The organism is Arenimonas sp., assembly GCF_035312645.1.
Classification (GTDB): domain Bacteria; phylum Pseudomonadota; class Gammaproteobacteria; order Xanthomonadales; family Xanthomonadaceae; genus Arenimonas.
Window position 1 is genome coordinate 1 of the sequence record NZ_DATGBO010000006.1, and the last position, 18,082, is coordinate 18,082.

Annotated in this window: 18 protein-coding genes; 11 read left to right on the forward strand and 7 right to left on the reverse strand. The window is 63.3% G+C overall.

Annotated features, from left to right (window positions below):
* A partial coding sequence (locus tag VKM35_RS00435) for an alpha/beta hydrolase family protein (protein WP_324317209.1) occupies window positions 1-1,790 on the forward strand: 1,790 nt, incomplete at its 5' end.
* Window positions 1,791-1,970: 180 nt separating this feature from the next.
* Here VKM35_RS00435 and hutG read toward each other — a convergent pair.
* From hutG to VKM35_RS00455, 4 genes are all read right to left on the reverse strand, one after another.
* Window positions 1,971-2,750 carry an N-formylglutamate deformylase gene (hutG, locus tag VKM35_RS00440; protein WP_324317212.1) on the reverse strand — a complete coding sequence of 260 codons (780 nt, stop codon included), beginning with the start codon at window positions 2,748-2,750 and terminating at the stop codon, window positions 1,971-1,973.
* 9 nt (window positions 2,751-2,759) lie between these two features.
* Window positions 2,760-4,016, reverse strand: coding sequence for an FAD-dependent oxidoreductase (locus VKM35_RS00445; RefSeq protein WP_414636517.1), 1,257 nt, complete (start codon window positions 4,014-4,016; stop codon window positions 2,760-2,762).
* 48 nt (window positions 4,017-4,064) lie between these two features.
* Complete coding sequence (locus VKM35_RS00450) at window positions 4,065-5,768, reverse strand: DUF418 domain-containing protein (RefSeq protein ID WP_324317217.1); 1,704 nt, start codon at window positions 5,766-5,768, stop codon at window positions 4,065-4,067.
* Between the two features lie 205 nt (window positions 5,769-5,973).
* The gene (locus VKM35_RS00455; protein WP_324317244.1) at window positions 5,974-6,174 is read right to left on the reverse strand and encodes a hypothetical protein; all 201 of its coding nucleotides are present in this window, start codon (window positions 6,172-6,174) and stop codon (window positions 5,974-5,976) included.
* On the opposite strand from VKM35_RS00455, the gene VKM35_RS00460 reads away from it, so the two are divergent.
* Window positions 6,101-7,678 carry a M4 family metallopeptidase gene (locus tag VKM35_RS00460; protein WP_414636518.1) on the forward strand — a complete coding sequence of 526 codons (1,578 nt, stop codon included), beginning with the start codon at window positions 6,101-6,103 and terminating at the stop codon, window positions 7,676-7,678. The two genes, VKM35_RS00455 and VKM35_RS00460, sit on opposite strands and share 74 nt — an antisense overlap.
* A 74-nt stretch (window positions 7,679-7,752) precedes the next feature.
* On the opposite strand, the gene VKM35_RS00465 is transcribed toward VKM35_RS00460, so the two are convergent.
* On the reverse strand, window positions 7,753-8,232 hold the full coding sequence (locus tag VKM35_RS00465) for a peptidylprolyl isomerase (RefSeq protein WP_324317219.1): 480 nt from the start codon (window positions 8,230-8,232) through the stop codon (window positions 7,753-7,755).
* A 62-nt stretch (window positions 8,233-8,294) separates the two neighbouring features.
* On the opposite strand from VKM35_RS00465, the gene VKM35_RS00470 reads away from it, so the two are divergent.
* The 5 genes from VKM35_RS00470 (at window position 8,295) to VKM35_RS00490 (ending at window position 11,508) form a co-directional block, all read left to right on the forward strand.
* Window positions 8,295-8,858, forward strand: a complete 564-nt coding sequence (locus tag VKM35_RS00470) for a C40 family peptidase (RefSeq protein WP_324317221.1) — start codon at window positions 8,295-8,297, stop codon at window positions 8,856-8,858.
* A 79-nt stretch (window positions 8,859-8,937) separates the two neighbouring features.
* A complete protein-coding gene (locus VKM35_RS00475; RefSeq protein WP_324317223.1) occupies window positions 8,938-9,060 on the forward strand; it encodes a hypothetical protein in 123 nt (40 codons plus the stop codon).
* An 11-nt stretch (window positions 9,061-9,071) separates the two neighbouring features.
* On the forward strand, window positions 9,072-9,356 hold the full coding sequence (locus VKM35_RS00480) for a hypothetical protein (protein ID WP_324317225.1): 285 nt from the start codon (window positions 9,072-9,074) through the stop codon (window positions 9,354-9,356).
* A gap of 323 nt (window positions 9,357-9,679) precedes the next feature.
* Window positions 9,680-11,011 (forward strand): DEAD/DEAH box helicase, encoded by a 1,332-nt coding sequence (locus VKM35_RS00485; RefSeq protein WP_324317227.1) that lies wholly within the window; start codon window positions 9,680-9,682, stop codon window positions 11,009-11,011.
* A 95-nt stretch (window positions 11,012-11,106) separates the two neighbouring features.
* On the forward strand, window positions 11,107-11,508 hold the full coding sequence (locus VKM35_RS00490) for a hypothetical protein (protein WP_324317228.1): 402 nt from the start codon (window positions 11,107-11,109) through the stop codon (window positions 11,506-11,508).
* Window positions 11,509-11,532: 24 nt separating this feature from the next.
* On the opposite strand, the gene VKM35_RS00495 is transcribed toward VKM35_RS00490, so the two are convergent.
* Window positions 11,533-11,982 (reverse strand): CopD family protein, encoded by a 450-nt coding sequence (locus tag VKM35_RS00495; protein WP_324317230.1) that lies wholly within the window; start codon window positions 11,980-11,982, stop codon window positions 11,533-11,535.
* A 135-nt stretch (window positions 11,983-12,117) separates the two neighbouring features.
* On the opposite strand from VKM35_RS00495, the gene VKM35_RS00500 reads away from it, so the two are divergent.
* From VKM35_RS00500 to VKM35_RS00510, 3 genes are all read left to right on the forward strand, one after another.
* On the forward strand, window positions 12,118-14,037 hold the full coding sequence (locus VKM35_RS00500) for a DEAD/DEAH box helicase (RefSeq protein ID WP_324317232.1): 1,920 nt from the start codon (window positions 12,118-12,120) through the stop codon (window positions 14,035-14,037).
* A 108-nt stretch (window positions 14,038-14,145) separates the two neighbouring features.
* Window positions 14,146-15,147, forward strand: a complete 1,002-nt coding sequence (locus tag VKM35_RS00505; RefSeq protein WP_324317234.1) for an NADP-dependent oxidoreductase — start codon at window positions 14,146-14,148, stop codon at window positions 15,145-15,147.
* A gap of 88 nt (window positions 15,148-15,235) precedes the next feature.
* Entirely contained in the window at window positions 15,236-16,411 is a 1,176-nt protein-coding gene (locus tag VKM35_RS00510; protein WP_324317236.1) for an NAD(P)/FAD-dependent oxidoreductase, read from the forward strand.
* A gap of 8 nt (window positions 16,412-16,419) precedes the next feature.
* On the opposite strand, the gene VKM35_RS00515 is transcribed toward VKM35_RS00510, so the two are convergent.
* Entirely contained in the window at window positions 16,420-17,031 is a 612-nt protein-coding gene (locus tag VKM35_RS00515) for a hypothetical protein (RefSeq protein WP_324317238.1), read from the reverse strand.
* Between the two features lie 137 nt (window positions 17,032-17,168).
* Here VKM35_RS00515 and VKM35_RS00520 point away from each other — a divergent pair.
* Window positions 17,169-18,082: acyl-CoA dehydrogenase family protein (locus tag VKM35_RS00520; protein ID WP_324317240.1), on the forward strand; the 914-nt coding region annotated here is incomplete at its 3' end.

Genomic DNA, 18,082 nt, shown 5'->3' on the forward strand with positions numbered 1-18,082 from the left:
TCGAGAAGTTCGATGCCGTCCACATAATCAAGCTTGATGGAAAGTTCGAGCGAACCGTTATCAAGTTCGACCCGAAGGAGGAGGAGAGCATCGCCGACACCTCCTGGAGCGACGATGATCGCCTGGTGGCTTCGAAAGCGAAGCATTTCGGCTATCTCAAGCAGCCCATGCTTACTGGCGCGGTGTACGCGAGCAACGCCGACGGCTCGGAACAGAAGCAGCTGTTCGGCTACCTCGAGGACAACGGCAATTATCGATCGCAGCTCAAGGATCGCGCGACGGCATACCTGACGGATCTGCTTCACGGCACGAATGGACAGGCGCTATTCGTTTATGTCCCATGGGATCAATCGCGGTCCGCGGACAAATCCTCGGTATTCCGCGTGGACACCCATACCGGCAAGAGGACGCAGATCGAGAGTTTCGATGGCGGCTATGTTTCCGCCGATGAAGCCGGTGCGCTTCGCTTCCGGATAGACAGCACCAATGACGATGAGCCAATTAACTGGTACCGCCCGCACGGCAGCGATACCGAATGGGTTCGAGTTCCCGCAAGCATCGCCGGTCGCAGCATCCAGCCTGTCGGCTTCGAACAGGACAACAATCATGTTTACGCTCTCATCAGCGACTCTGGCGAACCTTCTGCGCTGTATCGCGTAGACATGAGCGCCGGCACGCGCGAGCGTCTGGCAGGCAACGCCGTACTTAATGTTTCTGGTGTGCTTTGGGGTGGCTATGAGGGCAAGCCGTTCGCGGTTAGCTATAGCGGCGGCCGACCGAAAATCGATTACGTAGACCCAAAATCGGAATGGGCACAGTTGCACTCGGGCCTGATGAAGCTGTTCCCGGGCCAGATGGTCAGCTTCGTCAATTTCAGCAAGGACAATCAGAAAGTCCTGTTCTTCGTCTACAGCGACCGGCACCCGGGTGCCTACTATCTTTTCGACCGCGTGACCAAGCAACCTTCCCTGCTGTTCGAAAGCATGGAATGGATCGCGCCGGAGACGATGGCATCCACGATGCCGTTCGAATACAAAAACAGCCACGGCGATACGTTGCAGGGATTTCTCACCACTCCCGTCGGAAAGTCCGGCCCGCTTCCCATGATCGTGATGCCGCATGGCGGCCCCTTCGGCCCCTACGATAGCTGGGGCTACGAACCGGATGTACAGTTCCTCGCCAGCCGCGGATATGCGGTACTTCAGGTGAATTACCGCGGCTCCGGTGGGCGTGGCGAGAATTTCGAACGCTCGACGTATCGTCAGTGGGGTACCGGCATCCAGGACGATATCGGAGACGGCGTGAAGTGGGTGATTTCGCAAGGCAAGGCGGACGCCAATCGCGTATGTATCTATGGAGCCAGTTTCGGCGGCTATTCGGCGCTGATGAATCCAATCCGGAATCCCGGTATGTACAAATGTGCGATCGGCTATGCGGGCGTTTACGACCTCGCAGAAATGCAGGATTCTGGCGATACCAACGACAGTACCCAAGGGCGCAGCTACCTGTCGCGAGCTGTCGGCTCGGATGCGGCCGAACTGGCAGCACAATCGCCAGCCAGTCACGCCGATCAGTTGAACCTGCCCATTCTGCTCATCCACGGCAAGGCCGACTGGCGCGCTCCGATCGAACAATACAACCACATGGAAGATGCGCTTAAGAAAGCGAAAAAGCCTTTTGAAAGCATGCTTCGATCCAACGAAGGCCACGGCTTCTACGACACGACCAACCAGATCGAGCTGTACAAGCGCCTGGAGGCATTCCTGCTCAAGTACAACCCGCCGAACTGATCGCTGCCGCGATTGCACCGGCTCAAGAAAAAGCCCCGCATCCGCGGGGCTTTTTTTGTTGCCCGTAGGAGCGGGCATGACCGCGATTCTTCGAACTGGCAACGCAAAGATCATCGCGGGCATGCCCGCTCCTACGAAGGCTCAAAGAATCGCGGTCATGCCCACCCCTGCGAACACGCTTCAATTGGCCAGCGCGGCCGCCAGCAATTTGCGGATCATCGTTGCCGTCGCGGCGGCTTTGTCGTCGTCGTAGGTGACGGCGACATCGTCCATGTACGTGGACTGTGCCAATTCCAGTTGCACGGCATCAACTCCGCGCGTCGGATCGCCGTAGTGGCGGGTGATGTAGCCGCCCTTGAAGCGGCCGTTCGCCACCCAGGTGTAGTCGCCCTGCTCGGACAGCACGGCAGCGATGCGTTGTTGCATCGCTGGCGCGCAGCTGTTGCCGCCGACCGTGCCGAGATTGAAATCGGGCAAGCGCCCTTCGAACAGGAACGGCAGTTCGGCGCGGATCGAATGGCCTTCCCAGAGCAGCACGCGGCCGTGTTCGCTGCGGATGCGTTCGATCTCGCCGGCCAGCGCCTGGTGATACGGCTGCCAGTAACGCTGCACGCGCTCGGCGATTTCCGTCGGCGTCGGCTGCTCGCCCTCGCGATACACCGGCTCACCGCTGAAGCGCACGATCGGGCACAGCCCGGTAGTGTTCTGGCCGGGATACAGCGAGACATCATCGGAAGAACGATTGAGGTCAACGACATAGCGCGAATACGTCGGCACCAGCACGGAAGCGCCGAGGTCACGCGCGAAATCGTAGAGCCGGCTGACGAACCAATCGGTATCGGGGGCGCTGCGGGCGCCGTCGGTCAGGCGGGCGGAGATCGCGTCGGGAATCGCGCTGCCATCGTGCGGCAGGCTGATCAGCAGCGGCGCACTGCCGCGATGCAGTTTGAATACGTCCATGGCCATGGCCTAGAGATTGAAACGTTGCGGCGCGCTGGGCGCCGGGTCGATGATCGGTTCGCGCCCGCAGATCAGATCCGCGAGCAGGTGGCCGCTGACCGCGCTCATGCTCACGCCGAGCATGCCATGACCGGTCGCCAGCCAGAGGTTTTCGTGACGCGGCGCGCGGCCGAGAATCGGCAGGTCATCCCAGGTCATCGGCCGCCAGCCGTACCATTCCTCGCGCTTCTCGGCGCCGACCGGTTCGCGCAGGTAATCGCGCGCGGCGCGTTCGAGCGCATCGAGACGGGTGCGGTTGAGCGAACTGTCGTAACCGGAGAACTCCATGGTGCTGCCGAGACGAAAACCGCTGTCCCAGGCAGTGATGCAGACGCTGCGCTCGCGCAGCACGATCGGCACGCGCGGCGCCGGCGTCGGCCGCGAATAGGTGATCGAATACCCCTTGCCGGGCTGGATCGGCAGACGCAGATCGAGCTGGCGTAGCAGAATCGGCGACCACGGCCCGAACGCGGCGAGCACCTGATGACCGCGGCGCTCGCCTTGATCGGTCTGCACGCTGGCGATCCGTCCGGCGACATTGGTGAAGCCGACAACTTCAACGCCTTCTTCGATCACGCCGCCCTGCTCGCGTACGCGGCGCGCGAGTTCGGCGAGCAATCGATCCGGGCGCAGATGCGCGTCGTTGGGGAAATGGATCGCGCCGGCCATGTCCGGCAGCAGTGCCGGTTCCGCCGTGGCGAGAGCGGCGGCGTCGAGCAGGCTGGACGCGATGCCGAGTTCCGCCAGCGCCGGCAATTCGCGGCAGGCTTTGTCGAACGTCTGCGCATCGCGATAAACGTAGCGCAAGCCGGCGGTGGTGAATTCGCAGTCGAGATTCTGCTCGGCGACGAGATCGGCGAGCAATCGCCGCGAACATTCCAGCAGCGATGATTTCGCCTGCGCCGCGCGTTGCCAATCGCGGCGATTGCAGTGCGCGGCGAAATGCAGCAGCCAATCGGCGAGCGGCCAGTCCAGGCGTGGCTGGATATACAGCGGCGCATCCGGGCGCAGCATCCACTTCAAACCCTTGGCTATCATTCCCGGCGCAGCCAGCGGCGGCGCATGACTGGGCGTGATCGTGCCGCAATTGCCGTGTGACGTCGCAGCGCCGACCCGCGCGCGATCGAGCACTCGCACCGAACGCCCCGCCTGCAGCAGATAGTGCGCACAGGCCAGGCCGATGACGCCACCACCGAGAATCAGAACATCCGCATCGCGCTCCGTCATGCCGGCCATTGTAAGGGCGGGCGTCGCTGCGGGGCGACGCAATGCCGATCAGTTGCTGGTTGCGGTGCGGCGCATCGGCGGCAACTGCCAGTAGGTGATCGCGCGCCACAGCCATTCCATCGGGCCGTAGTGGAATTTCGACAGCCAGGCATGGCTGAAAACTACCTGCAGAGCGAATACGCCTGCCACGAACACGACCTGCCAGGCGCGACCCAGCCCCCAATGCCCGAAACCATAACCGTAGAAAAACAGGCTGGCGACGACCGACTGGGTCAGATAATTGGTCAGTGCCATGCGTCCCGCGGGCGCCAGCACGCGAATTCCTGCGAGGAAGGAGCCGCTGTGCAACATCAGCACGATCATGCCGACGTAGCCCAGGCTCGCCGGCAGATTGCCCAGCACGCTCAAGCCACTCGCCAACTGATATTGGCCCGGTGGCTGACCGGGGTAGTGCGCGGTGGCGATCGCACTGCCGATCAACCCGAGCGCGCAGCCGAACGGCAGACCGAACCAGGCCAGCTTGCGGAACAGCGGCAGATGCGCGCCGGTATCGGCCATCACGCCCGAGCGCACGAACCAGGCGCCAAGCAGGAACATGCCGACGACGATGCTGGCGAACACCGCTTCGCCGCTGGCGTTTTCGGCGAAATCACGGGCGCGCATGCGCACTGCGTCGACATAGCTGCCCTGGGTCAGGACGCGCTTTTCCCCGGATACTTTTTCTTTCTGCTCCTGCTCGCGCTTGGCGCGATCGGCAAGATCTTTCGCCTTTGCGTCCGCTTCGGTCTCTGCGACTTCAGCCGCCGACTTGCGTTGCGCAGCGGTGGCTGACTTGCCTGCGACCTCGACAACCGCGGGCTTGGCCGTCGCAGCTCCCGGCATCAGCGACGGTTCGAAATATTTGGCGGCGCCGAATGCCGTCATCACCACGAAAGGCAGCAGATACATGCCGACGCCAGTGCGTCCCATGCGCTTGTCCCGCGGCTCATGGAATTTCGCCGAGAGCAGGGCCAAGGCCAGCAGGATCAGCGCGACCAGTGCCAGCGGAACGGCAGGTTCCTTCGGCAGGCCGGGCACCAGCCAGCACACCAGCGCCGCGACCGCGAGCAGCCCGGCAAGCGCAAGTACGATCGCCGAAAACAGCGGCATTTCCTGCTGCGCGATCACGCTTGTTTCTTCGCTGCGCAGATAGAACGCGCCGCAGGCGATCACGACGAGACTGGCGCAAACACCGAACAGCGAATCGGCGCCGGGGATGAAACCGCCGCCGAGCAATGCGGCGATGCCGATCAGGATCGGAAGCGGCCTGCCGTACAAAAGAATCAGCAAGGCGATCGCGCCGACCGCGTAGCTGAAGAGGATGTCGCCACCCCAGATGAAGATGTGGTGGAGCATGCCGAACACCGCGAGCGCGACGATGCGGCGCAGATACGGGCGCAGGAAACTGCGGCCGGCGCGCTCTGCACGGCCCAGCATCACCGCGAAACCCATGCCGAACAGCAGCGAGAACATCGTCCAGAACTTGCCCTGCACGAAGTTGTAGATCAGCCAGCCCGCCCACGCATCGATGCCGGTCACGTTGACGGGAAGCCCGGCGTTGATGTCGGCGAGCGGCCGATTGAAGAACTCGATGTTCATCAGGAAGATGCCGATCAAGGCGAACCCGCGCACCACGTCCAGCGCCTGGATGCGCTCGTTGCCCCCGATCGGCAAGAGTGGCTGCGTGGTGTCGACCAACTTGATGTCCGCCATGCGTCTCCCCCGTCGGCTTCGACACCTTAGGCGCACGCCCCGTCTGTGCCACGTGTCAAAGGTATCGGGGACTGGCGATCAGTTCGGTTTTTCGGAAGGACCTTTTGATCCGGAAGATTTCTGTGACGGCTTGCGCAGAAAAGTATTGCAGCGCCGCACAGTTGGCTATTTTTTGCCCTTATTTTTCCTCAATTAGTTAATTCCATCACATAAATTTGCGATTGGTGCGCAGCCGCATGCCGGGGGCGCGAATACCCCTCAGGTTCGGGCGCGCTGCATGGCGCTCGGGTTGTTCACCTATTTTCTTTCGAACTTCATCAGGGGATTCATCAATGTCATTGACACCGAAAATTCTGTCTCTCGCAGTAATGATGGCTCTGGGTGGCACCGCTTCAGCTGCACGCATGCAAGAGCGGCAGCCCGGCAACGATGATGCGACCGGTCGCGCCGAGCAGGGCCTGCGCGCCAACGGGCGCACCGCACACGTCTCCAGCCAGGATCAATTCCAGGCCCGTGACGTCATCGTCGATGCCGACGGCACCGAACACGTCCGCTTCGATCGCACCTATCAGGGCCTGCAGGTGATCGGCGGCGACGTCGTCGTGCACTCCCGCGGCGGCCGCTTCAAGGATGCGACCCTCACCCAGGACAGCGACATCAACCTGAGCATTTCGCCGCGGTTGAACTCCACCGATGCGATCGTCAGCGCAGGTGGTGAATTCGGCAGCGATTTCGTCGGCAGTCCAAGCGCCGAACTCGTGGTGTTCGCACGCGAGAAAGGTGCGTCCCGCCTCGCCTATCGCGTTGGCATGGTCGGCGGCGAAACCGACGGCACCCCTCGCGACATGACCTACATCATCGACGCCAAGACCGGCCGTGTCCTCGACCGCTGGACCAACGTCTTCACCGCTAGCGCGGCCGGCACCGGCCGCACGCTGTATTCGGGCAACGTTGCCCTGACCACCAACAGCGTCAGCGGTGGCTACGAGCTGCGCGATCCGAGCCGCGGCAACAACTACACCACCAACCTCAAGAACAAGACCGCGGGCGCCGGCACCATCTTCACCGACGCCGACAACACCTGGGGCAACAACGCCGTCTCCGATACCGCCAGCGCGGCTGCCGACGCCCAGTACGGCGTCAGCAAGACCTGGGACTATTACAAGAACGTGCTCGGTCGCAACGGCATCGCCAACAACGGCGCCGGTTCGTACAACAAGGTTCATTACGGTCGCAAATACGTCAACGCGTTCTGGTCCGACTCCTGCTTCTGCATGAGCTACGGCGACGGCGACGGCGTGACCTACGGCCCGCTGGTCAATATCGATGTGGCTGGCCACGAAATGTCCCATGGCGTTACCAGCCGCTCCGCCAACCTGACCTACTCGGGCGAATCCGGCGGCTTGAACGAGGCCACCTCCGACATCTTCGGCACGATGGTCGAGTTCTATGCCAACAACAGCAGCGACACGCCCGACTACCTGATCGGCGAGAAGATCTACATCAGCAACCCGAACAACACCAAGGCGCTGCGCTTCATGTTCAAGCCCAGCCTCGATGGCGCGTCTCCGGATTGCTACACCAGCACGATCGGCAATCTCGACGTGCACTACTCGTCCGGTGTCGCCAACCACTTCTTCTACCTGCTCGCGGAAGGCGCGGTGGTACCGGCCGGATTCAACCTGACCAAGAGCCAGCTCGTGTGCAACGGCAATACGGCCATTACCGGCGTCGGTCGCGATGCCGCGGCGAAAATCTGGTATCGCGCGCTGACGGTCTATCTGACCTCCAGCAGCAAGTACACCAATGCGCGCGCATCCACGCTCAAGGCCGCCACCGATCTCTACGGTGCCGGCTCGGCGCAGTACAACGCGGTCGCCGCGGCTTGGAGTGCGGTCAGCGTCAACTGATCCAGTTCGCCATCGACAAAAAGAAACGGCCCGCGCAAGCGGGCCGTTTTCTTTGCCGCGAGACCATTGCCGTGTCAGTGCTGGTGGCCGCCTTCACCATGTACGTGACCGTGGCTCTTTTCGTCTTCGCTGGCTTCGCGCACGTCGATGATCTCGACGTCGAACGCCAGCGTCTTGCCGGCCATCGGATGATTGAGATCGACGTCGACAACGCTCATGCCGACTTTCTGCACGGTCATCGCGCGCGGACCCATCTCGGTCGGCAAGACAACCTGCATGCCCGGAACCAGCTTGGCGTTCTTGAAATGCTTGCGCGGCACGCGCTGGGTCATGCCGTCACGGCGCTCGCCGTAGGCCTGAGCGGGTTCGATCGTGACCTGGAAGGTTTCGCCGCTGGCGCGATCCTTCATCGCCGCTTCCAGGCCGGGAATGATGTTGCCGTGACCGATCAGGATCGCCAGCGGCTCGCGATCGCGCGAGCTTTCCAGCGTCGGCAGACCGGGCTCGGAGACGGTGTAATGGAAACGCACGACGCTGTTTTCTTCGATCTTCATTCTGGTTCCGGTATGGCCGGCCGGGATGACTCGGCGGCGGCATTGGGGCAAACTCGCCCGTTATGAGGGACGCGCATTATCCGCAGCCATCGGTCCCGACGCTAGTTTTCCGGGGCTTTTTTCTGCTGTGGCTGGCGCTGCAGCTGTCGGCCTGCGCCAGCAGCGGCGGTTCCAGGACCGGGACCGGCGACTCGCAATCCTATGGACTGGGCGAAGACCGCTATCGCGAACCCGGCACCCTGAGTGCGCTTTCCAACGATGTCCTGATGCGTGCGATCGGCCTGGTCGGCACGCCGTATCGCTATGGCGGCTCGACGCCCGAGGGCGGATTCGATTGCAGCGGCCTGGTCGGCTTCGTGTTCCGCGATGCCGCCGGGCTGAAACTACCGCGCAGCACGCGCGAGCTGATCGACCTCAATGCCCCCAAGGTCGATCGCGACGATCTGCAGCCGGGCGACCTGGTGTTCTTCAATCCGCGCGGCGGTCGCGTCAGCCATATCGGCATCTACGTCGGCGAAGGCCGCTTCGTGCATGCGCCAGCGACCGGCGGCACCGTGCGGCTCGATTCGCTCGAAAGCGCTTATTGGCGCAAACATTACGTGTCGGCAAAACGCATCATCAACTAGCGGGAATCGGGCGGCACCGCAATTCGATCTGTTGCCGCTGCAAGTCCGTCGCGGTTCGGATCGATGCCATTTCAAACCCATGCGTTCGACGATCACGCCGGCCCCGATCAGACCGTCGCCGCGCAGGAAGTCCATCGGCCGCCGCCATCCCGGCGACAGCCGCAAACTGGCCCATCGCAGCGACGTGATCGGGCAATCATGAGGAGAACCGCGATGAACCTGTCACCCGGCAAAGCACTCATCAGCACTGCCGCGCTCGCATTGGCGCTCGCCGCCGGCGCTGCCCAGGCCGGCCAGGCCAAACCCAAACCAGCGCCTGCTCCCACGCCAGCCGCAGCTTCGTTCAAATCCCTGGACAAGAACGCTGACGGCGTCCTCACCGTCGATGAAATCCCCGACGACAACCCGCTCGCCGCCGATTTCGAGAATGCCGATACCGATGCCGACGGCAAGCTGACCCAGGCGGAGTTCGACGCCTACAACGCCCCGGAAGACTGAGCGGAACCGGCAAAAATCCCTTGCGAATGCCCTGTCCGGCACACCGGACGGGGTGTGGGTCAGCGGGTAAAGCCTGAATTACGGTTCAGGCGCGATTGGCGCAGCCGGCCCTGATCGGTTAGGATTCGCCCCGTTTGCAGCACCGGCTTCGTTTTCCCCCGGTCGCCAAAGCCGATTTTCCACAAGCTTGCTTCTCGAAGCGCGCCCCCGGCCCAAGCCCACTCCGCACGTCACGCTGCGCAAACACGCCACTCTGGCGTCATTGAATCATCAAGCTCGCAGCGCGGTTCTAGGGAACGCTCCGGGTACAACGGAGCATCACCATGTCTTTTGAAACGCTCGGGCTCGCGCCTGCGCTCGTCCGCGTGCTGTCGGAAATCGGCTACACGCAGCCCACCCCCATCCAGTCCGAAGCGATCCCGCTGGCCCTTGCCGGCCACGATCTGCTCGGCGGCGCCCAGACCGGCACCGGCAAGACCGCAGCGTTCGCGCTGCCGTTGCTGCATCGCCTGAGCGAAAGCACCCCGGCCTTCGGTGGCCCGCGCCGCATCCGCGCGCTGGTGCTGACCCCGACCCGCGAACTCGCCCACCAGGTGCACGAAAGCCTGCGCACCTACGGCAAACACCTTCGCCTCAACAGCACCGTGATCTACGGCGGCGCCGGCATGAACCCGCAGCTCGACGCCCTGCGCCGCGGCGTCGACATCCTCGTCGCCACGCCCGGTCGTTTGATCGACCATCTCGAGCGCGGCAGCGTCAAGCTGGGCGATGTCGAAGTCCTCGTGCTCGACGAAGCCGACCGCATGCTCGACATGGGCTTCCTGCCCGCAATCAAGCGCATCCTCAACAAGCTGCCCTCGACCCGCCAGACGATGCTGTTCTCGGCGACGTTCGAGGAAGCGATCAAGAAACTCGCGCTGGAATTCATGCGCAACCCGCAGCAGGTGCAGGTCTCGGCGCAGAACATGGTCGCCCACACCGTCACCCACCGCGCGCATCCGGTCGACAACGCGCGCAAGCGCGACCTGCTGATCGACATCCTCAGCGAGCGTTGGCAGGAGCAGATCCTCGTGTTCGGCAAGACCAAACACGGCTGCAACCGCCTCGCCGAACAGATCGAGAAAGCCGGCATCAAGTCGGTCGCGATCCACGGCAACAAAAGCCAATCGCAGCGTCTGAAAGCCCTGGCCGACTTCAAGTCGGGCAAGGCCCGCGTGCTGGTCGCCACCGACGTCGCCGCGCGCGGTCTCGATATTCCGCTGCTGCCGCTGGTGATCAATTTCGACCTGCCGATGGTCGCGGAAGATTACGTGCACCGCATCGGCCGCACCGGCCGCGCCGGCGCCAGCGGCGAGGCCTTGTCGCTGGTCTCGCCCGATGAAGGCAACCTGCTGCGCGCGATCCACCGCGTGCTCAAGGCCGACATCGAGATGGTGGAAGTCGAAGGCTACAAGCCCAGCCGTGCGATCCGCATGGGCAACGACAGCGCCAGCGCCGGTCGTCCGTCCGGCCAGCGTCCGCCGAGCAAGCAGCGCCGTCCGCATGCCAATACCGGCGCGCGCCACGCGCATGCCGGCGCGAAGTCGCCGTCCGAGCGCGGCGAGCGCAGCGGCGGTGAGCGTCGCAGCGTCAACGCACCGCGCAGCCCGCGCTGAGTCCGGCGCAAACTCGCGATGAAACAAGGGCCGCATTGCGGCCCTTGTTTTTTCCAGCGCCTGGCGGAATGCTCGCCCTCTTTCCGGAGCAACGCATGATCCGCAGCCTGTTCGCCATCATCGCCGGCCTGATCGCCGGGATCCTCGCCACCACCTTCACCGAAATCGCCGCGACCAAGGTCTTCGCGATTCCGCCGGGCGTCGACTTCCACGATCCGGCGCAGTTGCGCGCCCTGATCGAGAGCATGCCGATGTCGGCGAAAGGCCTGATCGTGTTCGGCTGGTGCCTGGGCGCGTTTCTCGGCGCCGGCGTGGCGGTACGGCTCGCATCGCAGCACCGCTTGTTCGTGGCGATGGCGATCGGCATCGCGGTCGCCGCGGGCACGATCGGCAATTCCTGGGGCACGCATCCGTTCTGGATGATCGCCACCGGCACGCTCGGCCCGCTAGGCCTCGCCTACCTCGCGTACCGCACAGCGCCCAAGCCTGCGGAGTAGCAGGCAACGCACGCCGCGAAAAAATCAGAACGGCTTGGCCAGCACCAGATAGATCACGCCAACCAACAGCAGCAGCGGCAACTCGTTGAGCCAACGCAGTGTCGTCGATGCCGGCAACGCTCCACCGCTGGCTGCGCGCTTGAGCATTCTTCCGCAGGCGATGAAATAGATCAGCAGCAGCGCCACCAGACCCAGCTTCGCGTGCATCCACGCGCGCCCCGCGACCACATCCGGCCAAAGATCCGCGCTGAAATAATGGCCGATGAAAAGCAGTGCGCCGAACGCCACCGCAAATCCGAACATCATGTGACCGAAGCGATAAAGCCGGCGGCCCATCAACACGAGTCGATCACGCACCGCCGGCGCATCGCCGGCTTCGGCGATATTGACCAGGATGCGCGGCAGATAGAACACCGTTGCCATCCAGGCCATCACGAACAGCAGATGGAAGGTCTTGGTCCACAGATAAGCCATGCGATCGCGCTCCGGATTTGTTGTTCAAGCCTGCCATTGCCGAGACATCCGACGGCCAGGCAGTCGAACGGGTAGAATACGCCCCCGATTCCCCCGCCCGGCCTTCTGCGCCCCGGCGCTCCCCGAGAGCAAACCATGACTTCCGAGACGGCCGCGATGGCGCCCAGCACCACTTTCCGTGATCTCGCCCTGAGCGAGGCGCTGCTAAAAACCCTGACCGGCCTCGGTTACGAAGCACCGACGCCGATCCAGGCCGCGACCATTCCGTTGCTGCTCGCCAATCGCGACGTGCTCGGCCAGGCGCAGACCGGTACCGGCAAGACCGGCGCCTTCGCCCTGCCCTTGCTGACCCGCCTCGACTTGTCCAAGACCAAGCCGCAGGTGCTGGTGCTCGCACCGACGCGCGAACTGGCGATACAGGTCGCCGAAGCCTTCCATAGTTATGCCGCGCACATGCCCGGCTTCCAGGTGCTGCCGATCTACGGCGGCCAGAGCTACGGTCCGCAGCTGATGGCGCTGCGCCGCGGTGTGCATGTCGTGGTCGGTACGCCCGGTCGCGTGATCGATCATCTCGACAAGGGCACGCTCGACATTTCCCAGCTCAGCACGCTGGTGCTCGACGAAGCCGACGAAATGCTGCGCATGGGTTTCATCGACGACGTCGAACAGATCATCAAGAAGACCCCGGCGACGCGTCAGGTCGCATTGTTCTCGGCAACGATGCCGTCGGCGATCCGCCGCATCGCCCAGACCTATCTCAAGGATCCGGCCGAAGTCACCATCGAGGCCAAGACCCGCACTGCCGACAACATCCGCCAGCGTTTCTGGCAGGTCAGCGGTCTGCACAAGCTCGATGCGCTGACGCGCATCCTGGAAGCCGAACCGTTCGACGCGATGATTGTGTTCGCGCGCACCAAGCTGGCCACCGACGAGCTCGCGCAGAAATTGCAGGCGCGCGGTTTTTCCGCTGCGGCGATCAACGGCGACGTGCAGCAGGCGCAGCGCGAGCGCACGATCCAGCAGTTGAAGGACGGCAAGATCGACATCCTGGTCGCCACCGACGTCGCCGCGCGCGGCCTCGATGTCGACCGCATCAGCCACGTGCTCAATTACGACGTGCCCTACGACACCGAAAGCTACGTGCACCGCATCGGCCGCACCGGCCGCGCCGGCCGCAGCGGCGAAGCGATCCTGTTCATCGCGCCGCGCGAGCGCAACATGTTGCGTTCGATCGAGCGCGCCACGCGCCAGCCGATCGAGGCGATGGAATTGCCCAGCGTCGAAGCGATCAACGACGTGCGCATCGCCAAATTCAAGACGCAGATCACCGAAACCCTCGCTGGCGGCGAACTGAGCCTGTTCCAGCGCCTGATCGAGGACTACGAGCAGTCGCACAATGTGCCGGCGATCGAAATCGCGGCGGCGCTGGCGAAAATGGCACGCGGCGACGTGCCGCTGCTGCTGGAAGCGCCGAAGCACGTGCCGCGCCCGGCCTTCGAGAAAAACGAGCGCGACTTCGATCGTCCTTCGCGCGCCGAACGCGCGCCGCGCGGCGATCGTCCGGAACGCAGCGAACGCCCCGAGCGCCCGGCCTTCCCGAAAAAAGAACGCTCGCCGCACAAGCCTGAAGCCGGCCTGGAAACTTTCCGCATCGAAGTCGGCTACGACCACGGCGTGAAGCCGGGCAACATCGTCGGTGCCGTCGCCAACGAAGCCGGCCTGGAAAGCAAGCACATCGGCCGCATCGAGATCTTCGAGGACCACAGCCTGATCGACCTGCCCTCGGGCATGCCGGTCGATGTGATGCAGCACCTCAAGACCGTCTGGTGCGCCGGCCAGCAGCTGCGCATCACCCGCGATGGCGAAGCGCCCGACACCACCGGCAAGAAGCCCGCTGGCAGCCGCCCGCCGTTCGCCGGCAAGAAGACCTTCGGCGAGAAGAAATCCTTCGGCGATCGCCCGCCGTTCAAGCCCAAGCGCGATTTCAAGGACAGCCCGCCCGGCATGGGCAAGCCCAAGCCGAAGCCGCACCGCAAGGGCCCGGCGTCGGAATAAGCAAGGCACAGCCACCTTGCGACAAAGAAAAAGGGACGCCCGGCAACGCGCGTCCCTTTTGTTTGCGCCATCTCCTATGATTCGCCCCTGCCCCCAAGGAGTTCCGTCATGAGCACTGCACGCGCCCTGCACCTGATCGCCCGCCCCGAGGGTCTGCCGAAAGACAGCGATTTCGAAATGCGCGAATCGGCACCGGTCGCATTGGCCGACGGCCAGATCCGCATCGCGGTGAAATTCCTGTCGATAGATCCGGCGATGCGCGTGTGGATGACCGAGGCGAAATCGTATTGGCCGCCGGTCGGTCTGGGCGAAGTGATGCGCTCGGCCGGTATCGGCGAAGTGATCGAATCGAAGAACGAAAAATTTCCGGCCGGTGTCTGGGTCAGCGGCATGACCGGCGCGCAGAGCGAACTGGTTTCCGACGGCAAGGGCATGCAGCGTTTCGATGCCGGCAAACTTCCGCATCCGGGCTGGGCGCTCAGCGTGTTCGGCGCTACCGGCCTGACCGCGTATTTCGGTCTGATCGACATCGGCAAGCCAGCGGCGGGTGAAGTGCTGGTGGTGTCGGCGGCCGCGGGTGCGGTGGGTTCCAACACCGTGCAGATCGGCAAGGCCCTGGGCATGCACGTGATCGGTATCGCGGGTGGCGCCGACAAATGCGCGTTCGTGAAGAACGAACTCGGCGCGGACGAGGTGATCGACTACAAGAACCAGGTGGTCAGCGACGAACTCAAGCGCCTGTGCCCGGACGGCATCGACGTGTATTTCGACAACGTCGGCGGCGAAATCCTCGATGCCGTACTCAAGCGCCTGAAACTGCGCGCGCGCATCGTGCTCTGTGGCGGAATTTCGCAATACAACGCCACCGGCGAAACCCGCGGCCCGGCGAATTACCTGTCGCTGATCTCCGCCCGTGGCCGCATGGAAGGTTTCGTGATCATCGACTACCTGCACCGTGCAGAGGAGGCGATCGCCGCGATGGCGCCGTGGGTGATGGCCGGCAAGCTCACCAGCAAGCTCGACATCGTCGAAGGCCTGCCCAATTTCGCCGAAGCCCTGCGCCGTTTGTACACCGGCAAGAATTTCGGCAAGCAGCTGGTGCAGATCTGACGGCTTCGCGTAGGAGCGATGGCAATCGCGACCGAATTCGCCGCGATGAAAAGAGTCGCGATTGCCATCGCTCCTACGGGCGTGGCTGATGCAACATGACGCTCTCATCATCGGCGCTGGCGCCGCTGGCCTGATGTGCGCGCTGGTCGCGGGCCAACGCGGCCGACGCGTGCTGGTGATCGAACACGCGAACCGCTGCGGCAAGAAGATCCTGATGTCGGGTGGCGGGCGCTGCAATTTCACCAATACCGGCACGACACCGGCGAATTTCCTTTCGGCCAATCCGCATTTCTGCAAATCGGCGCTGGCGCGCTACACGCCGCGGCATTTCATCGACATGGTCGAACGCCACGGCATCGCATATCACGAAAAAGAACTCGGCCAGCTGTTCTGCGACGACTCGTCCAAGCAGATCGTCAAGATGCTGCTGGACGAATGCGCGCAGGCCGGCGTGCGCATCGAGACCAATTGCAGCGTCGAGAAAGTGGAATCGGCGGCGAACGGTTATCGCCTGCGCACCGCGCTGGGAAATTTCGAAGCGCAATCACTGGTGATCGCCACCGGCGGCTTGTCGATTCCGAGCATGGGCGCGAGCGGTTTCGGTTACGAGATCGCGCGGCAATTCGGCCACACCGTGCTGCCGACCCGCGCCGGGCTGGTACCGCTGACCTTGAGCGGCAAGCACCAGGAACACTACGCCGACCTCGCCGGCGTCGCGTTGCCGGTGTCGGCACGCTGCGGAAAAACATCCTTCGACAACGCGATGCTGATCACCCATCGCGGCCTCAGCGGCCCGAGCATCCTGCAGATTTCTTCGTATTGGGAACCGGGCAAGGAATTGCTGCTCGATCTGTTGCCACAGCAGGACATCGAGGCCTTCCTGTTCGAACGCCAACATGCACAGCCGGGCGCCGAACTGAAAACCGTGCTTGGCGACGTTTTGCCGAAACGTTTCGCGCAAAGACTGTGCGAGCAATGGTTCACGAACAAGCCGATGCGGCAGTTCGTGCATGCCGAGATCCGCGCGATGGCGAAACTGCTGGGTCACTGGCCGGTCGTCGCCAGCGGCACCGAAGGTTATCGCACCGCCGAAGTCACCTTGGGCGGTGTCGATACCGATGAACTTTCGTCGACAACGCTGGCCTCGAAAAAATCACCGGGACTGCATTTCATCGGCGAGGTGGTCGACGTCACCGGCCACCTCGGCGGTTACAACTTCCAGTGGGCCTGGGCTTCCGGCCAGGCCACCGGTTCCGCGCTCTGACGCGACGATCAGAAACCCAGCCAGGCGCGACCCATCGCCTTGTTCAACACGTCCTTGTGCGGACGTAACAGATCGGCGTTGGCGATCTGCGCGGGATTGGCGACACCGTCGGGGATCTTGTCCATGCTCGCCAATGGCAGCGAGGACATCGCTTGCGCGCGCACCCAGCTGAATTCCTCCATCGACATGCCGGCCTTGTTGAGCTCGTCGACCTGCGCAGTCCTGGCCTTGGCAAGCAGGCTGGAGAAATCCGCCATCGCGCCCATCGCTTCGCCGGCATTGGCTTCGCGGCCCTGGGCCTTCATGTCCTTGTCCATCGCTTCGTACTTGGCCTTCATCGCGTCCATTTCGCCGCCCATCTTGCTTTCGACGCCGCTTTCGATGGCCACGAAGGTCGCGACTTCCGCCGCGGTGAGACGACCATCGGCAGGAGCCGTGAACGCCTGCTGGTTCTTCACCTGGGTCTGCACTTCGGCCACCTTGGCCAGTTGCTGCACGCTCTCGATGCCGGCGCTGGCGCTGTTGTACATCGGTCGCAACACGAACCAATACGCGGCACCACCGCCCACGATCACCAGCAACAAGCCCACCATCAGACAACCGATCAGACCCTTTTTCATGACACTTCCCGAATGTGTTTGAACCAAGTCTGGGACACGCCGCCGCGCCGCGCCAGAGGCCAGGGCGGATCGCCACCCGGACTGGCATACGCTACAGTACGGGAAATTTTTCGCCGCCTCACAGCCCCGGAGTCTCCATGCCCAGCTACAACGCGCCCCTGCGCGACATGCGTTTCGTGATGTTCGAATTGTTCGACGCTCTTGGCGAACTCAAGGCGATGCCGACGCATTCCGATCTCGATATCGACACGATCAACGCCGTGCTCGAGGAAGGCGCGAAGTTCGCCAGCCAGGTCGCGTTCCCGCTCAATACCGTCGGCGATATCGAAGGCTGCACGTTCCAGGGCGATGGCGTAGTCACCACGCCCAAGGGCTTCAAGGAAGCCTATGCGCAATTTGTCGACGCCGGCTGGCCATCGCTGAGCTGCTCGCCCGACTTCGGTGGCCAGGGCCTGCCGGTGCTGCTCAACAACCGCCTCTACGAAATGATGAATTCGGCCAACCAGGCCTGGCTGATGTATGCCGGCCTGTCGCACAGCGCCTACGAATGCCTGATGACCTTCGGCACCGAGCAACAGAAAAACACCTACTTGCCCAAGCTCATTTCCGGAAAATGGACCGGCACGATGTGCCTGACCGAATCGCATTGCGGCACCGACCTCGGCCTGCTCAAGACCCGCGCTGAAGCCAACGGCGACGGCAGCCATGCGCTGACCGGCACCAAGATCTTCATCTCCGCCGGCGAACACGATGTCGCGGAAAACATCCTGCATCTCGTGCTCGGCCGTCTGCCCGATGCGCCGGCAGGCACAAAAGGCATCTCGCTGTTCCTGGTGCCGAAATTCCTGCCCGATGCGCAGGGCGAAGTCGGCGCACGCAACGGTATCAAGGCCGGTTCGATCGAACACAAGATGGGCATCCACGGCAACGCGACCTGCGTGATGAACTATGACGGCGCCAGCGGCTGGCTCGTCGGCGAGGAGCACCGCGGCCTCAACGCGATGTTCACGATGATGAACGAGGCGCGGCTCGGCGTCGGCGTGCAAGGCCT

What these genes read in the sequence shown, in the direction of transcription:
- hutG (WP_324317212.1), bottom strand. Translation starts at nt 2,750, where the DNA reads ATGGACGTATTCAAACTGCATCGCGGCAGTGCGCCGCTGCTGATCAGC.
- VKM35_RS00445 (WP_414636517.1), bottom strand. Translation starts at nt 4,016, where the DNA reads ATGACGGAGCGCGATGCGGATGTTCTGATTCTCGGTGGTGGCGTCATC.
- VKM35_RS00450 (WP_324317217.1), bottom strand. Translation starts at nt 5,768, where the DNA reads ATGGCGGACATCAAGTTGGTCGACACCACGCAGCCACTCTTGCCGATC.
- VKM35_RS00460 (WP_414636518.1), top strand. Translation starts at nt 6,101, where the DNA reads ATGTCATTGACACCGAAAATTCTGTCTCTCGCAGTAATGATGGCTCTG.
- VKM35_RS00455 (WP_324317244.1), bottom strand. Translation starts at nt 6,174, where the DNA reads ATGCGTGCAGCTGAAGCGGTGCCACCCAGAGCCATCATTACTGCGAGA.
- VKM35_RS00465 (WP_324317219.1), bottom strand. Translation starts at nt 8,232, where the DNA reads ATGAAGATCGAAGAAAACAGCGTCGTGCGTTTCCATTACACCGTCTCC.
- VKM35_RS00470 (WP_324317221.1), top strand. Translation starts at nt 8,295, where the DNA reads ATGAGGGACGCGCATTATCCGCAGCCATCGGTCCCGACGCTAGTTTTC.
- VKM35_RS00475 (WP_324317223.1), top strand. Translation starts at nt 8,938, where the DNA reads ATGCGTTCGACGATCACGCCGGCCCCGATCAGACCGTCGCCGCGCAGG.
- VKM35_RS00480 (WP_324317225.1), top strand. Translation starts at nt 9,072, where the DNA reads ATGAACCTGTCACCCGGCAAAGCACTCATCAGCACTGCCGCGCTCGCA.
- VKM35_RS00485 (WP_324317227.1), top strand. Translation starts at nt 9,680, where the DNA reads ATGTCTTTTGAAACGCTCGGGCTCGCGCCTGCGCTCGTCCGCGTGCTG.
- VKM35_RS00490 (WP_324317228.1), top strand. Translation starts at nt 11,107, where the DNA reads ATGATCCGCAGCCTGTTCGCCATCATCGCCGGCCTGATCGCCGGGATC.
- VKM35_RS00495 (WP_324317230.1), bottom strand. Translation starts at nt 11,982, where the DNA reads ATGGCTTATCTGTGGACCAAGACCTTCCATCTGCTGTTCGTGATGGCC.
- VKM35_RS00500 (WP_324317232.1), top strand. Translation starts at nt 12,118, where the DNA reads ATGACTTCCGAGACGGCCGCGATGGCGCCCAGCACCACTTTCCGTGAT.
- VKM35_RS00505 (WP_324317234.1), top strand. Translation starts at nt 14,146, where the DNA reads ATGAGCACTGCACGCGCCCTGCACCTGATCGCCCGCCCCGAGGGTCTG.
- VKM35_RS00510 (WP_324317236.1), top strand. Translation starts at nt 15,236, where the DNA reads ATGCAACATGACGCTCTCATCATCGGCGCTGGCGCCGCTGGCCTGATG.
- VKM35_RS00515 (WP_324317238.1), bottom strand. Translation starts at nt 17,031, where the DNA reads ATGAAAAAGGGTCTGATCGGTTGTCTGATGGTGGGCTTGTTGCTGGTG.